Source organism: Stenotrophomonas sp. ATCM1_4 (genome assembly GCF_004348115.1).
In the GTDB taxonomy this organism is placed as follows: domain Bacteria; phylum Pseudomonadota; class Gammaproteobacteria; order Xanthomonadales; family Xanthomonadaceae; genus Stenotrophomonas; species Stenotrophomonas capsici.
Genome location: NZ_QPFB01000001.1, coordinates 2,897,984 through 2,913,038, shown reverse-complemented (window position 1 = coordinate 2,913,038; position 15,055 = coordinate 2,897,984). Strand labels below are relative to the sequence as shown.

Below are 15,055 nucleotides of genomic sequence, written 5' to 3'. Positions count from 1 at the left end.
GCCGAGGCCCGTTCTAGAATGCCGCCTTGCCAACAAGGGGGCAGTGCATGGGGATGCACGTCGACGCAAGCTGTATCAATTGTGGCCGCGCGGTCGGCGGTGCCGACCAGAAGTTCTGCCCGGGCTGTGGCCAGCCCACGCCGGTGCATCGCATCGACTGGCATTTCCTCGGCCATGAGCTGGAGCACAGCGTGCTGCACATGGACCGCGGCATCCTGTACTCGCTCAAGCAGTTGATGCTGCAGCCGGGCAAGCTGCTGCGCGACTACATCGAAGGCCGCCGCGGCAACCAGGTCAAACCGGTGCTGCTGATCACCATGACGGCTGCCGCGGTGCTGTTGTTGAACCGCCTGATCACAGGCGCAGGCGTGATGGACAGTGCCGCCATGGATGCACTGGGGGCGGGTCCGGGGGTACCACCTGAGCTGGCGAAGCTGGCGGCGTCGTTCCGCAGCGTGAACGCGTGGATCGAATCGCATTTCGCGGTGTTCACGCTGATGTTGCTGCCGCTGGAAGCCTTGATCTTCCGCGTGGTGTTCAGCCGTTTCGGCAAACTGAACTATCCCGAATGGCTGGTGATCACCACCCTGCTCACGGTGCAGGTCTTCGTCATCTGGTCGCTGCTGGTGCTGGTGCATCGCTGGCTGCCGCAGACGCAGGTCCTGGCGGCGCTGTTGGGCTCGGCTTACAGCGCCGTTTCGCTGGTGCAGTTCTTCAAGGGCCGGCCGATCTGGTCGACCCTGTGGCGTGCACTGCTGGCGCTGGGCACTTTCTCGGTGCTCAGCACGATGGCCACGGTTGTTGCCGTGATCGTGGTGCTGCTGAGCCACTGAACGCGGGTGTCCGGCCGCGCTGGCCGGGTCACTCCAGCGCGTAGCGCAGCACGAACAGCCCGGCCACCAGCCACACCGCCGGGCGCACTTCGCGCCAGCGCCCGGTGCCGGCCTTCAACGCAGCATAGGCAATGAAGCCGAACGCCAGACCGTTGGCAATGGAATAGGTGAACGGCATCGCCAGCGCGCACAGCGCGGCCGGCACCGATTCGGTCAGGTCGTCCCACTTCACCTCGACCAGTTCGCGCAGCATCAGGCCGGCCACGAACAGCAGCGCCGGGGCGGTGGCGTAGGACGGCACCATTTCGGCCAGCGGCGAGAACAGCAGCGCGGCCAGGAACAGCGCGGCGACCACCAACGTGGTCAGGCCGGTGCGCCCACCCACCTGCACGCCGGAGGCGCTTTCGGCAAAGGCGGTGGTGGAGCTGGTGCCCAGCAGCGAGCCGGCGACGATCGCGGTGCTGTCGGCCAGCAGTGCACGGCCGAAGCGCTTGTTGCCATCGTCCAGCTTGAGCAGGCCGGCACGGCCGACCACGCCGTACAGCGTGCCGGTGGCGTCGAACACTTCCACCAGCACGAACACCAGCACCACCTGCAGCAACACCGCCAGCGGCGCGCCGCCGTCGTGGTGGAGCAGGCCGGGGAGGTCCAGCTGCAGGAAGGTGGGCGCCAGGCTCGGCGGCAGCGACACGATGCCCTGGTACTGCACGCTGCCGATCGCCCAAGCCACGCCGGTCACGGCGAGGATGCCGATCAGGATCGCGCCACGGACCTTGCGCGCTTCCAGCACCGCGATCAGCAGGAAGCCTCCCAGCGCCAGCAGTGGCGGAGCGGTGTTGAGCGGGCCCAGGGTGAGCATGGTGTCGCTGTTGGCGACGATCACCTCGGACTTCTGCAGCGCGATGATGGCCAGGAACAAGCCGATGCCGGCTACGATGGCCGAGCGAAGCGACGCCGGGATGCCGGCCACCAGCCAGGCGCGCACGCCGGTCAGGGTCAGCACCCAGAACACCACGCCGGAGATGAACACCGCCGCCAGCGCCTGCTGCCAGGGCAGGCCGGCCGCGCCAACCACGGTGAAGGCGAAGAAGGCGTTCAAGCCCATGCCCGGGGCCATGCCGACCGGGAAATTGGCGGCCAGCGCCATCACCACCGAACCCACAGCCGCGGCCAGGCAGGTCGCCACGAACACCGCGCCCGGGTCCATGCCGGTGGTGCCGAGGATCTCGGGATTGACGAAGACGATGTAGGACATCGTCAGGAAGGTGGTCAGCCCGGCCAGCACCTCAGTGCGGACGTTGGTGCCGTGCTGCTGGAGTTTGAAAAAGCGGTCTAACAGGGACATGGGGTGGGGCCGGTGAAAAGGGACTTCTGCGTTCCCGCTCCCGCCTGCGGGAGAACGTGCGTTGCCGAGACCGCTGTTGCTTCACTTCTCCCGCGTGCGGGAGAAGGTGCCCCGAAGGGGCGGATGAGGGGCTTCTGCTTCCTGCCCCATCCTCGAACAACGTGCCCTCACCCCAACCCCTCTCCCGCTCGCGGAAGAGGGGCTCGAAGCATGAAGCCCAGTGCGACGATGGTCAGGCAGAAAAAGCAGACGGCCGCACTGGGCGGCCGTCTGTCGGGTATTACTTCAGCGCCTTGAAGCGCAGGCGCTTGGGACCGGCATCGTCGCCCAGGCGACGCTTCTTGTCCTCTTCGTACTCGCGGTAGTTGCCCTGGAAGAACTCCACGTGCGAGTCGCCTTCGAAGGCGATGATGTGCGTGGCGATGCGGTCCAGGAACCAGCGGTCATGCGAAATGACGAACGTGTTGCCCGGGAACTCCAGCAGCGCGTCTTCCAGCGCACGCAGGGTTTCGATGTCCAGGTCGTTGGACGGTTCGTCGAGCAGCAGCACGTTGCCGCCCTGCAGCAGGGTCTTGGCCATGTGCAGGCGGCCACGCTCACCACCGGACAGCGAACCCACCAGCTTCTGCTGGTCCTGGCCCTTGAAGTTGAAGCGGCCGATGTAGGCGCGCGACTGGATCTCCACACCGTTGATGTTGAGGATGTCCAGGCCGCCAGCGATTTCCTGGAACACGTTGTGGTTGCCGGTCAGCGCGTCGCGGCTCTGGTCCACGTACGACAGCTTGACGGTCGGGCCGACCACGATCTCGCCCGAATCCGGCTTTTCCTGGCCGGTGATCATCTTGAACAGGGTCGACTTACCGGCACCGTTCGGGCCGATGATGCCGACGATGGCACCCGGCGGGATGATCATCGACAGGTTGTCGATCAGCAGGCGCTCGCCGAACTTCTTGGAGACGTTCTTGAACTCCATCACCGAGTTGCCCAGGCGCTCGCCCGGCGGGATGAAGATTTCGTTGGTCTCGTTGCGCTTCTGGTAGTCAACGCTCTGCAGCTCTTCCAGGCGGGCCAGGCGGGCCTTGCCCTTGGTGCGGCCACCCTTGGCGTTCTGGCGCGACCACTCCAGTTCCTTCTGGATCGCCTTCTGGCGGGCCTTCTCTTGGTTGTCTTCCTGCTTCAGGCGCTCGTCCTTCTGCATCAACCATTCGGTGTAGTTGCCCTTCCACGGAATGCCGCGGCCGCGGTCCAGTTCCAGGATCCACTCGGCGGCGTTGTCCAGGAAATAGCGATCATGGGTGACGGCCACCACGGTGCCGGTGTAGCGCGCCAGGAACTGCTCCAGCCATTCCACCGACTCGGCGTCCAGGTGGTTGGTCGGTTCGTCGAGCAGCAGCATGTCCGGCTTCTGCAGCAGCAGGCGGCACAGCGCCACGCGGCGCTTCTCACCGCCGGACAGGTTGCCGATCACCGCGTCCCATGGCGGCAGGCGCAGGGCGTCGGCGGCCACGTCCAGCTGGTTCTCCAGGGTGTGGGCATCGCCGGCGGCCAGGATGGCTTCCAGCCGTTCCTGTTCCTTTGCCAAGGCGTCGAAGTCGGCGCCTTCTTCGGCGTAGGCATCGTAGATCTTGTCCAGCGCGGCCTGGGCCTGGAGCACTTCGCCCACGCCTTCCTCGACCGCTTCACGCACGGTCTGGGCCGGGTCCAGGCGCGGTTCCTGCTCCAGGTAGCCGACCTTGATGCCGGGCTGCGGGCGGGCCTCGCCCTCGAAATCGGTGTCCACGCCGGCCATGATCTTCAGGACGGTGGACTTGCCGGCGCCATTCAGGCCCAACAGGCCGATCTTGGCGCCCGGGAAGAACGACAGCGAGATGTCCTTGATGATCTGCCGCTTGGGCGGGACCACCTTGCTGACGCGGTTCATGGTGTAGATGTATTGCGAGGACATGAAGTCTCCGTAGCGCACGCCCGCGCCCGGTCCGGCATGGACAGGGCCCAGGGCAAAAGGGAATGGGCGATTATAGCCGGAAGCCGGCCGGGGCCGGCCGGCCCGCGAGGGCTTGCTGATTTGTGAATAGGAAAGATCCGTAACCGTTTCCAGCCGGAATCCGTTCAGATGACGTGAGCATGATGGAAACCGTCCACCCAACCTGTGAGGGCCACCCATGAAGATGAACCGTCTAGTTGTCGCCGCGATGACTACCCTACTGGCCTTCGGTGCCACCGCACCGGCCTTCGCGGCAGGCGACCGTGACCACGACCGCGGGCGCCATGGGTGGGATGACCGGGGCCGGGGCCATGACCGCGGTCGCGGCCATGACCGTCGTGAATGGCGCGATGACCGCCGCCACTACAACGCCGGCTACCGTGAGGGCTATCGTGACGCCCGCTACAACGACCGTCGCTACTACGACCCGCCGCGTCGGGTGGTCTACCAGCCCTACGGCTTCCAGCGTGGCTACCGCTACAGCAACTACTACGGTGGACCGGTCTACGTGGTCAACGACTATGACCGCTACCACGTGCGTCGCCCCCCGCATGGCCACCGCTGGATCCGCGATGACCGCGGCAACCTGCTGATGGTGGCCATCGCCACCGGCATCATCGCCGACATCGTGTTCAACCATTGAGTTGATCCACGCGGGCATGAATGACAGAAGGCGCATCCAGGGGATGCGCCTTCTGCGTTCAGGGGGCGGGACGAGGCCCCGGTGACCCGGGCAGGGGAGAACGGCGCAGCGTCCTGGCCCGCCCGTCGGTCATTCCGGTTGGTGGCTGAGGCAGCGGATGTCGCCCATGTGGACGCAGGCGTCGCCCGGGCGGGCGATGCCCTCGCCGATGGCCCGGTACAGCGGTGCATCGACGGCTGGCCCGGTGGGGGCGCGGCTGCCCGGCCTGGCCGCGTTTGCGGCAATCTCCCGCGCAATGCGGGCCTGCACCTCCGAGGCGATCCCCGAAACGTCCAGGGTTCCTTCCTGGTAGCTGATCGCGTAATTGGCCAAGCGGTCGCCCCGCGCGGCGCTGGCGAGGATGGCGTAGCGCCCCGGCTCGGCGTTGGCGGCGCTGCCGTCGCTGGAAAGGTCGAGCCCCTCGACGCGGTCACCGTTGAGCAGCCCCTCGACGGTGTAGCCGTCCAGCAGCAGCGCCTGGCCCATGCGCTTGCTGGCATCGCGGGCGGTGATGACCAGGTTGGCCTTGCCGACCGACATCTGGCCGTCGACGTAGGTGATGGTGTAGTTGCCCAGGCCTGTGCCCCGTGCGTCACCGGCGTGAATGGCGTAATGGCCCACGCTGGCATTGGCCGCCGCGCCGTCGCTGCCCAGCATCACCGAGGCCACTGCATCGCTGTTGAGCAGTCCGTCCACGCTGTAGTTGCCGAACCCGCCATCCTGGCCGTAGGTCTTGCTGCCGGGCCCTGCGGTGATGGTCAGCGTCGCCTTGCCGACGGACAGCAGGCCATCGACGTAAGCGATGGCGTAGTTGCCGAGCCCGATGCCGGAGGCATTGCCGGCGGTGATCGCGTAGTTGCCGACATTGGCGATGGTGGCACTGCCGTTGCTGAGCAGGTCCAGCCCGCTCACCGTGTCTCCATTGACCAGGCCATGGACGGAGTAACCGCCCAGCGAAGATGCCTGCCCGTAGGTCTTGCTCGCATTGCCGGCCGTGATGATGAGCCCGCGCGGGTCAACGAAGAGCTGCCCAGGGGTGTAGGCCAGCCGATAGCCGGAAGCGGAAGCATCCAGTGTCCCGGGACCGACAGTGACGGCATAGGGCGAGGTGCTTGCATTGGCATTGGCAGCGGCGCCCAGCGAGATGACACTCGGCAGTCCGCTGAACAGGCTGGCCAATTCGTCGCCCTTGTATGCTCCGGCAACGGCAGTCATTGCACCCTGCATGCGGAAGGCCAGCAGAGGGTTGAGCACGTCGCCGTAGGTCTTGCGCAGGGTGTTTCCGGCAACCGTCAGCGTCGGCTGCCAGGCGAACACATAGCGGTTGCCGGTTGCACTGGAATTGCCGAACGCTGCAGTGTTCCAGACGGCGGTGTTGCCGCTGTCCAGGTTGTTGAAGGCATGCGCCTGATGCGGGGAGTCCAGGTAGATGTTCCAGCGGCCGTTGCCGTTCAGCTGGATGGCGTCGGCGCCGGTACGGTTGTCGAAGATGCCCGCGGTGGCAAGGTCGACGTTGTCTGCGACGACGTGGCCGGTCAGGCGCAGGCCGGTGTCCGCCCGGGCGGCGAGCGTGCCGGCTGTCACCTCGCCCAGTACCAACTCACCGCCGCTGATGATGTGGGCATTGGAGGCGTTGATGTCCATGACGCCTCCAAAGAAGTTGCCGGCATTGTTGAGAAGGACGTCGCCGCCGGCCAGGAAGCTGCTGTCGCCATGGACGTAGAGGGTGCTGCCCTGGCCGATGGAGGTGCCCTTTGCCGTCAGGTCGCCTCCTGTGGTGACGCCACGAAGCAGGAGCTGGCCGCTTCCGCCATCCAATGCCGCATCACCGGTGGTATCCGCGTTGCTGACCGTCAGGCCAGTGCCCGCCAGCGCCTCGAGACGGTTTGCCGTGACGTCGGCCAGGGACAGGGACTGTCCGGTGCGAAGCAGGACATCCCCCGCGTTCACGCTTACATCGCCACCGAAACTGTTGCCAATCATTCCCAGGTTGATCGCGTTTCCGGCGTACAGCGTCGTGGTACCGGCGGCCAACAGGCTGCCCGCCGCCTGCATGATCGATCCCCCCTGGCTGCTCAATGACAGCTGCGCACCGGTCACATCAGCCGCCAGGGTGAGGCCGGAGGCGCCGTTCAGGCTCACTTGCCCGCCGGACAGCGCGTTTGCAATGGTGAGCGCGCCGCCCAGCGAACTCAGGCGCAGGCTGGCATTGCCGGTGTTGATCGCAGGCGCCACGCTCAACTGGCCCCCGGCGATCAGTTCCACTGCCTTGTTGGTGCCGTTCTGCAGTGCGCCGATGTTCAGGCCGCTGCTGGCGGTGATCGCCACCGCCTCGCCGCTGATATCCATTGCCCCGGTGAACACATTGCCTGCATCCCGCAGCGTGATGTCGCCGTCCGCATCCAGCGTGCTGGTGCCGTCAACCTGAAGGCTGCCACTCTGCGTGATCGCGGTCGTGCTGTCGGCAACCAGGTCGCCGCCCACGTGTACCTGCGCTAACCCCAGCCCATCGCCCGTCAACGTCACATCGCCGTTGACCACGGCATCGGACAGATCCAGGCGTCCGACCGCCGTCGCGACCAGCGTTTCCGCCTGCACACCGTCCATGTCCAGCCCGCTGCTGGCATACAGGCTCACGTCCTCACCGCTCAACGTGACCTTGCCGGAAAAGCGGTTGCCCGCGTTTTCCAGGGTGATGTCGCCGTCGGATTGGAAGCTGGCCGGACCACCGGCCTGGAATGCTCCGGCCTGGACCAGATTGCCGGTGGATACCAACGACAATGCGCCGCTGGTCGTCACCGTCCCGGACAACGCAAGCGTGCCGGCGTCCACGGCCAGGGAGGCCAGCGGGGTGCTGCCGCCGATGTGGCTGGCGACATTCACCGCCGCGGCGGTGATGTCCAGTGCGTGCCCGCCATCGATGCTTCCGCCAAAGACGACGCTCTGCCCGCTCACTGCCACGTCACCGGCAAGCAGCACCGGGCGGTTGAACTGCGCCGCATCCGCGACGGTGACATCCCCCGCCAGCGTGGTGGTGCCGTTGCCTTCCACGGTGAGCATGTTGGCCTGGACATCATTGTCGAAGCGCGTTCCGGTCGCCCCGCCAACGCGCAGGTCCCAGCCGCCACCGGAGATCATGTTGCCAAACCGGACGCTGCCGGTGGTGCTGGTCACCACCGTATTCGCACCCAGCTCCAGCATATCGTTGAACACGATGCCACCCACGCTGCGGAACTGGGTGCCGATCCGCGTGCTGCCTGGCAGATCACTGCTGAAGGACAACAGTGGCGTATAGAAGCCGACAGTGCCATCGAAAATGCTCTGCCCGGCCGTGTTCACCGCCAGGTTGAAGTTGCCGTCGAGTCGCTTGCTGAATTGAATGGTGCCGGAGCCGGTACTGGTCAGCGTACTGTTGCCGACCAGCATTGCTGCATCGAGGTAGCGCTGATTGCCCGTGGTGGTCACATTGCCGCCCAGCAGCGTCACGCCACCACCACCGGCGGTCAGCGACGTCAATGCGTCCAACCCGCCAACGGAACCCGTGAAATACGTTTGACCGGTGGTGGAGGTCGCCAATGCATGCCCTCCGTTGACCGCCCCATCAAAGCGGATGTCGCCACCGCCCAGGCTGGCCACGTTGACATCGCCGACAAGCTTGACCTTCTCATAGGTCTGCAGGCCGATGGTATTGACATTCGCGCCAAGCTCGAAGGTTCCCCCGTCCTGCCGCAGGGTGGCCAGCGCCGAGCTGCCGCCGACCGTGCCCCCGAACCGGGTCGTGCCATCGGTCTGTACCAGCAGGTTGTAAGCACCATCGATGGTGCTGCCGAACACGATGTCGCTGCCCAGGCTGCTGCTCAGCGACACGCTGCCGCCGAGCCTCACGGCATCGGCGTAGCGCTGCATGCCCCACGTATACACACTCCCGTTCAGGGTGGCATCACCGCTCACCACCTCCACGCTCCCCAGCCGGGTAGCCCCTCCGACGATCCCGCCGAAGCGCACTTCGTCCTTCGCATCGACCCGCAGGTTGCCACCGCCGTTGACGGAACCGTTGAACGCGATGTTCCCGGCACTCGATGACAGGCTGGCATTGCCGGTCAGTGTCACCTCGCCGTTGTAGGCCTGGTCACCGGTGCTGTTGAAGGAGCCATTGAGTTCGATGCCGATGGCGGATGCCGTCAGCGACTGCACTTCGGCCGCGCGCAGCTTGAGCACACCGTTGCTGGAAATCGTGGTGGTACCGCCTTCCAGCCTCACCCCGCCCGAGAACGTGTTGTTGGCGTTGCTCAGGGTGATCGCATGCGGGCCATTGTTGAAGGTGGCGTCACCTCCGACGCTCAGCGCACCCAGCTGCGACAGGGTCCGGTTGTTGCCCAACACCAGGTTGGTGCCGACGCTGCCTTCAATGAACGAAACGGTGTTGCCGCTGGCGTTCAACGATGCACCGCCGCCGGTCTGCAGCGCCAGCGTGTTGGTATCGATGGTGCCGCCCGTCTGCTGCAGCGAGCCATCGCTGATGAGGCTGGTCTGCGTGGCCTCGATGTTCGCTCCCACTGCCAGGGCGCCGCCACCGGCATTGGCCACCAGCGTATCGGTGACGATCACGCCCCCCATGTTGAGCGCGATCGCACTGCTGCCCGTCGGCACACGCGCCAGCAGGTTGACCTGCGAAGCCTGCAAGGTGCCGGTGTTGACCAGCACCGGACCCGGCCCCAGCGGGGCGTCATCCACGGCATCGACGATGTAGTAGCTCATGCCCGCGGCAGGATCGTAGGACGCCACCATCCGGTCCGCGGCGACCAGGCCGATGTGGCCCCCCTGGATGGTGCCGTAGTTGCCAACGGCCGCCCCTGCCAGCAGCACCGGGCCACCATTGGCGTTGATCTGGCCATGGTTCAACACCGCCGCGCCCGGATGTGCGCCACGCCGGAAATCGTAGATGGGAACGTCCGGGTCCTGCAGCGACAACGTCGTGGCGAGCAGCCCGGCAACGTTGACGTGCGCATTGCCACCGAAGGTGATGCCGTTCGGATTGATCAGGAATACATGGCCATCGGAATTCAGCACGCCGTCGATCTGGCTGGCCAGATTTCCGATCACGACATTCAACGTGACCGCGGACGGATTGTGGGTGATGAAGTTCACCGTGCCGTTCTGGCCGATGCTGAAGTTGCTCCAGTTGATCAGCGCGCGGTTGCCGGTCTGCGTCACCTGCAGTGTGTTGGGGGTATTGGCGATGCTTACCGTGCCCTGCACCACAACCGGATTGCTCGGCAGCACCTGGGCCTGTGCGCCACCTGCCCAGGCCAGCGCCAGGGCCAGGACAAGTGGTTTCAACCGTGGGCGATCGAGCGCCTGCGTGCGTCGGCCACGGGCGACGATCCGGCCACCGCTGGCAGCTTCCGACGCCACCTGGACCTGGCGCAGTGCGCTGTTGAACACAAGGCGGTAAATGCGATTCATGGCGGTGTCCTCAGAAAGTAGTGCTGATGCGCGCCCAGTACTGGGTGCTGCGGCCGTCGCTGCCGCGGTAGCTTCCGGTGGGTTTGGCCGCGCTCACGTCCAGGCGCAGTTCCGGCTGCCACGGCAGGCGCAGGCCAAGGCCAAGGCCGGCACCTTCGAGCGTGATGGGCAATGCGCCCAAGCGGCGGTTGTCCGGCGCCGGCGAAGTGCGGCCCCAGTCGTAGAACAGATTCACATCAAGCAGGTCACCCCAGCGGCGGCCATTGAACGGCGAGGGCTTGTTGGCGAAGCCCGGGGCGCTGACCTGGTACTCGAAACTGGCATGCACGCCACGGTCGCCCAGCGCCGTGGACAGCGGGTAGGCACGCACGCTGGTGGGGCCGCCTACGCTGAACTGCTCCATCGGTGTCAGCGCGTCATCGGTGAACTGCGCGCTGCCACGCAGCAGCAGGCGCTGGTCGTGGGGCAGGGCCTGCAGGCGCGCCACGCTTGCCCGGGCCACCCAGAAGTACGGCGCGTGCGAGGTGTACAGCCAGTTCATCGGCGAGGATTCGTCATTGACCGACTTGCGCAGCGACACCTGGGCCAGGTTCATGCCGCGCCAGCGGTGGTCGGTATGGCGCAGGCTCAGGCCGGCGTCCAGGACGTCAAAGGTGTGGCGCGAGAGCAGGAAGCCGAGCCCTTCGAGCTTGGAATCCTCGTGGATCCAGCGTGCCGAGGCCTGCACCTGCAGGTTGGCGCGCTGGATGAATTTCCAGTCGCTGCCGGCGTAGAACATCGTGGTGGGGCCGGTGATTTCCAACGCCGCCAACGGGCCGGTGTTCAACTCCATCTCGCTGCGGCTGACGCCGGCGATGGCGCTCAGTCCCTGCACCTGTGCCGAAGGCACACTGAGTGACAGTGCCGCCTGCCAGCTGTCGGCCGGGTCCAACCCGTAGCCGATGCTGGCGGCCAGCACATCGCCCGCGCCCAATGCGTTGAATGCGCTGATGCCCAGCTCGGCCCGGTACTTGCCGGTGCTGTCGGTGCCGTGGTTGCTCAGCCCGGCGGTGATCTCGTACGGGCGCGCGCTGTCGGTGGCCACCAGCACGATGTCGGTTTCGCCGGGGTTCTGGCCTGCCTGCAGGACCGAGGTGACCGATACGCCGGGCAGGTCACGCGCGTAGAGCAGGGCGCGGTCGAGTTCGTTGCGGCGCAACGGCCGGCCAATCAGCCCAAGGCTGCTGGCGGTGAGCTGATCTTCGCGGTAGCGCTGGCTGCCCTGTACCAGCACCCGGCCGACCCGGCCTTCCATCACTTTCAGCGTCAGCGTCTGGCTGTCGCCGACCTGCTGGGGCGGGATGTAGACCACCGATACCAGGAAACCCGCATCCCGGTAGGCCTGGGTGATGCGCGCGGTGATCTGCTCGATCTGGGCCAAGCTCAGGTCCAGGGGCTGATCCGGGCCGAGCGCGCGCAGTGCCTGATTGGCCAGCGCCTCGATCCCCGCCGGGCTGATGCCGCTGTCGGGGTGTTCACCCACCCCCTCCACCTGGACCCGGGCGACCTGGACCGTTGCCACGGCCGGTGACGGATCGGCCGCCTGTGCCGGCACGGACAGCGTGGCCGCCAGGCCAGCCAGGGCCACGGCCAGCAGCGTCGCGCGGACCGGGGCGATCCGGCGTGGGGGGAGGGACTCATGCGTGCTGCAGGCGGGGCGGGGCATCGGGACGTGTTCCTTGGAGATCGATCAGGGGCAGGCGGCAAACGCCCGCCTGTACCCTGTTAACCGTAAGAAGCCGGCAGGATCGATCAGCGAATTCAGGTAATTGCTTCGAAATGTGACTTGGCTCACTATTTGTCGGCGAATGGGTGATGCCGGGAAGGCAGCCCCGCGCGCGGGGGCGGGCCCGCAGGAACGGCTACAATCGGCAGTTCCCTCGCCCATCTCCTGGAGCTGACGATGTACTCGCGTGAAGTCCGTATTGCGTCCTACGACCCTGAACTGGCCAAGGCCATCGCCGATGAGTGCCAGCGCCAGGAAGACCATGTCGAGCTGATCGCCAGCGAGAACTACGCCAGCCCGGCGGTGATGGAAGCCCAGGGCAGCCAGCTGACCAACAAGTACGCCGAGGGTTACCCGGGCAAGCGCTACTACGGCGGTTGCGAGTACGTGGACATCGCCGAGAAGCTGGCCATCGACCGCCTCAAGCAGCTGTTCGGCGCCGATTACGCCAACGTGCAGCCGCACAGCGGCTCGCAGGCCAACCAGGCCGTCTACTTCGCGCTGCTGCAGCCGGGCGACACCATCCTGGGCATGAGCCTGGCCCATGGCGGCCACCTGACCCACGGGGCCAAGGTCAACGCCTCGGGCAAGATCTTCAATGCCATCCAGTACGGCGTGAACGAACAGGGCCTGATCGATTACGACGAAGTCGAGCGCCTGGCGCTGGAGCACAAGCCGAAGATGGTCGTGGCCGGCTTCTCGGCCTACTCGCAGGTCGTGGACTGGGCGCGCTTCCGCGCCATCGCCGACAAGGTCGGTGCCTATCTGTTCGTGGACATGGCGCACGTGGCCGGCCTGGTTGCCGCCGGCGTCTACCCGAACCCGATCGAACACGCCCACGTGGTGACCTCCACCACCCACAAGACCCTGCGCGGTCCGCGTGGCGGCATCATCATCGCCAAGGACGCGGGCGAGGAAATCGAGAAGAAGCTGCAGTCGATCGTGTTCCCGGGCATCCAGGGTGGCCCGCTGATGCACGTCATCGCGGCCAAGGCGGTGGCCTTCAAGGAAGCGCTGGAGCCGGAATTCAAGGCCTACCAGCAGCAGGTGGTGAAGAACGCCCAGGCGATGGCCACCACGCTGATTTCGCGCGGTTACAAGATCGTCTCCGGCGGCACCCAGAACCACCTGATGCTGGTGGACATGATCGGCAAGGAGGTGTCCGGCAAGGACGCCGAGGCCGCGCTGGGCAAGGCCCACATCACTGTCAACAAGAACTCGGTGCCGAACGACCCGCGTTCGCCGTTCGTGACCTCGGGCCTGCGCCTGGGCACCCCGGCCATCACCACCCGCGGCTACAAGGAAGCGGACTGCGTGGCGCTGGCCAACTGGATTGCCGACGTGCTGGACAACCCGGGCGATGAGAACGTCATTGCCGGCGTGCGTGAGAACGTCACCCTGCAGTGCCGTCAGTACCCGGTTTACGGTTGACGGTTTACCGGTGCCGGCTCTGTGCAGGCACTGGTTCGTTGAAGGGACCGCCGCGGTGATGGCGGCCAGACCCCGGGCCGGGCAGCCTTGCTCCATCCCGGGGTTTGCTGTATCTGCGTTGTAGTATTTCCCGCGCCGTGCTGTCGGCGCACGATGTTCAAGGCGAGATAGATGCACTGCCCGTTCTGCCAACACACCGACACCCGCGTCATCGACTCGCGCGTTTCCGAGGATGGCGCCACCATCCGCCGCCGCCGTGGCTGCGAGGCCTGTGGCGAGCGCTTCAGCACGCTGGAAACCATCGAGCTGAAGCTGCCGGTGATCATCAAGAGCGATGGGGGCCGGGAGGCGTTCGACGCGCGCAAGCTGCGGGTGGGCTTCGACCGCGCGCTGCAGAAGCGCCCGGTGTCGGAGGAGCGCATCGAGGCCGCCGTGCGTGCGGTCGTCCACCAGCTGCGCATGTGCGGCGAGCGCGAAGTACCGTCGATCAAGGTCGGCGGTTTCGTGATGGATGAACTGCGCAAGCTCGACCATGTCGGCTACGTGCGCTTTGCCTCGGTGTACCGCAGTTTCGAGGACGTGGCCGACTTCCGCGACGAAATCGAGAAGCTCGAGCGTGACCACCCGACCGACGAGGGCCAGCTGCCGTTGCTGGAGGTGGCCGATGCGCCGGACGGCAAGGCGGCAAAGCCGGTCAGGCGGTGAAGCCGTGTCCGCCACGGCATGACAGGAAGACACGGTGATGCCAGGCCAGAAGATCCGGACGGTGCGGAACAGGTGGCGGCGGCTGGGCATGCTGCTGACGTTGGCCGTTCCGTTGCCGGTGCTGGCGGCGGACCCTCCCCACGCCGGCGTGTGCCCGGAGCCATCGCAGCGGCCATCGGCGGAATCGAGCGCGGTCGCGGGCCACTACTACCTTTCCGGCCTGCAGGAAGTGGGCTCGGAGCTGGTACTCGGCGCGGACGGGCGCTTCCAGTGGATGCTGGCCTACGGAGCAATGGATTTCGCCGCCCAGGGGCGCTGGTGGCGCAACGGGGACTGCGTGGGAATGGCGAGGGAGCAGGGCGCCCAGGTGCCGTTCCAGCTGCTGCGGCGTGACGGTGACGAGCAGGCGCGCGCGACCTATGCGGACATGGACAAGTACCCGATGCCGGACCAGGGCGATCGCCTGCTGGTCTATGCATTCGAGGTCAGCCATGGCGTGAGCGCCGATGGCCTCGAAGTCGCCTTGCGCTGGCCCGATGGCCAGGAACAGACGGTACAGGCCGAGCGCGGCGCAGCCCTGTTCGCGCCGCGCCCGGGCATGCCGGTGCAGGTGGGGGCACGTTGGCCGCGCAGCGGCATGCCGATGACCTGGATGGCGGTGGACGGGGACGCGCGCTGGCCACTGTTGATGCGGCTGGATGTGGAAGCCCTGAGCGCCGGGGGCGATGCGCCGATGCCGACCTTCCTGCGTGTCGAAGACAAGGCATTGGTGCCGGTCTGGCCGGGGGACGAACGTGAGCGCGGGCGTTACCAGCGGCCGTGAACGCTGGCCGTTGCGCAGTGG

General features: G+C 66.4%; 9 protein-coding genes. 5 read left to right on the top strand and 4 right to left on the bottom strand.

What is annotated here, in order from left to right; genetic code table 11:
• The first annotated feature begins 47 nt into the window (after positions 1-47).
• The gene (locus tag ATCM_RS13550) at positions 48-833 is read left to right on the top strand and encodes a DUF3667 domain-containing protein (protein ID WP_132865020.1); all 786 of its coding nucleotides are present in this window, start codon (positions 48-50) and stop codon (positions 831-833) included.
• 28 nt (positions 834-861) lie between these two features.
• On the opposite strand, the gene ATCM_RS13545 is transcribed toward ATCM_RS13550, so the two are convergent.
• Both ATCM_RS13545 and ettA read right to left on the bottom strand, forming a co-directional pair.
• Positions 862-2,178 (bottom strand): NCS2 family permease, encoded by a 1,317-nt coding sequence (locus tag ATCM_RS13545; RefSeq protein WP_132865019.1) that lies wholly within the window; start codon positions 2,176-2,178, stop codon positions 862-864.
• 280 nt (positions 2,179-2,458) lie between these two features.
• Positions 2,459-4,123 (bottom strand): energy-dependent translational throttle protein EttA, encoded by a 1,665-nt coding sequence (gene ettA / locus ATCM_RS13540; protein WP_132865018.1) that lies wholly within the window; start codon positions 4,121-4,123, stop codon positions 2,459-2,461.
• Between the two features lie 217 nt (positions 4,124-4,340).
• Between ettA and ATCM_RS13535 the strand changes: the two genes are divergently transcribed.
• Positions 4,341-4,805, top strand: coding sequence for an RcnB family protein (locus tag ATCM_RS13535; protein WP_132865017.1), 465 nt, complete (start codon positions 4,341-4,343; stop codon positions 4,803-4,805).
• 129 nt (positions 4,806-4,934) lie between these two features.
• On the opposite strand, the gene ATCM_RS13530 is transcribed toward ATCM_RS13535, so the two are convergent.
• Positions 4,935-10,310, bottom strand: a complete 5,376-nt coding sequence (locus ATCM_RS13530) for an MBG domain-containing protein (RefSeq protein WP_132866178.1) — start codon at positions 10,308-10,310, stop codon at positions 4,935-4,937.
• Positions 10,311-10,320: 10 nt separating this feature from the next.
• A complete protein-coding gene (locus tag ATCM_RS13525) occupies positions 10,321-12,015 on the bottom strand; it encodes a ShlB/FhaC/HecB family hemolysin secretion/activation protein (protein ID WP_132865016.1) in 1,695 nt (564 codons plus the stop codon).
• Between the two features lie 237 nt (positions 12,016-12,252).
• Here ATCM_RS13525 and glyA point away from each other — a divergent pair, with 237 nt between their 5' ends.
• The 3 genes from glyA (at position 12,253) to ATCM_RS13510 (ending at position 15,034) form a co-directional block, all read left to right on the top strand.
• On the top strand, positions 12,253-13,506 hold the full coding sequence (glyA, locus tag ATCM_RS13520; protein WP_132865015.1) for a serine hydroxymethyltransferase: 1,254 nt from the start codon (positions 12,253-12,255) through the stop codon (positions 13,504-13,506).
• Positions 13,507-13,677: 171 nt separating this feature from the next.
• Entirely contained in the window at positions 13,678-14,211 is a 534-nt protein-coding gene (gene nrdR, locus ATCM_RS13515; RefSeq protein ID WP_132865014.1) for a transcriptional regulator NrdR, read from the top strand.
• 88 nt (positions 14,212-14,299) lie between these two features.
• Positions 14,300-15,034, top strand: coding sequence for a hypothetical protein (locus tag ATCM_RS13510; protein WP_132865013.1), 735 nt, complete (start codon positions 14,300-14,302; stop codon positions 15,032-15,034).
• Positions 15,035-15,055: the final 21 nt, after the last annotated feature.

Bases quoted from the DNA above. Each gene is read 5' to 3' on its own strand.
- ATCM_RS13535 (WP_132865017.1), top strand. From the start codon at position 4,341: ATGAAGATGAACCGTCTAGTTGTCGCCGCGATGACTACCCTACTGGCC.
- ATCM_RS13510 (WP_132865013.1), top strand. From the start codon at position 14,300: ATGCTGCTGACGTTGGCCGTTCCGTTGCCGGTGCTGGCGGCGGACCCT.
- ettA (WP_132865018.1), bottom strand. From the start codon at position 4,123: ATGTCCTCGCAATACATCTACACCATGAACCGCGTCAGCAAGGTGGTC.
- ATCM_RS13525 (WP_132865016.1), bottom strand. From the start codon at position 12,015: ATGCCCCGCCCCGCCTGCAGCACGCATGAGTCCCTCCCCCCACGCCGG.
- ATCM_RS13550 (WP_132865020.1), top strand. From the start codon at position 48: ATGGGGATGCACGTCGACGCAAGCTGTATCAATTGTGGCCGCGCGGTC.
- nrdR (WP_132865014.1), top strand. From the start codon at position 13,678: ATGCACTGCCCGTTCTGCCAACACACCGACACCCGCGTCATCGACTCG.
- ATCM_RS13545 (WP_132865019.1), bottom strand. From the start codon at position 2,178: ATGTCCCTGTTAGACCGCTTTTTCAAACTCCAGCAGCACGGCACCAAC.
- ATCM_RS13530 (WP_132866178.1), bottom strand. From the start codon at position 10,310: ATGAATCGCATTTACCGCCTTGTGTTCAACAGCGCACTGCGCCAGGTC.
- glyA (WP_132865015.1), top strand. From the start codon at position 12,253: ATGTACTCGCGTGAAGTCCGTATTGCGTCCTACGACCCTGAACTGGCC.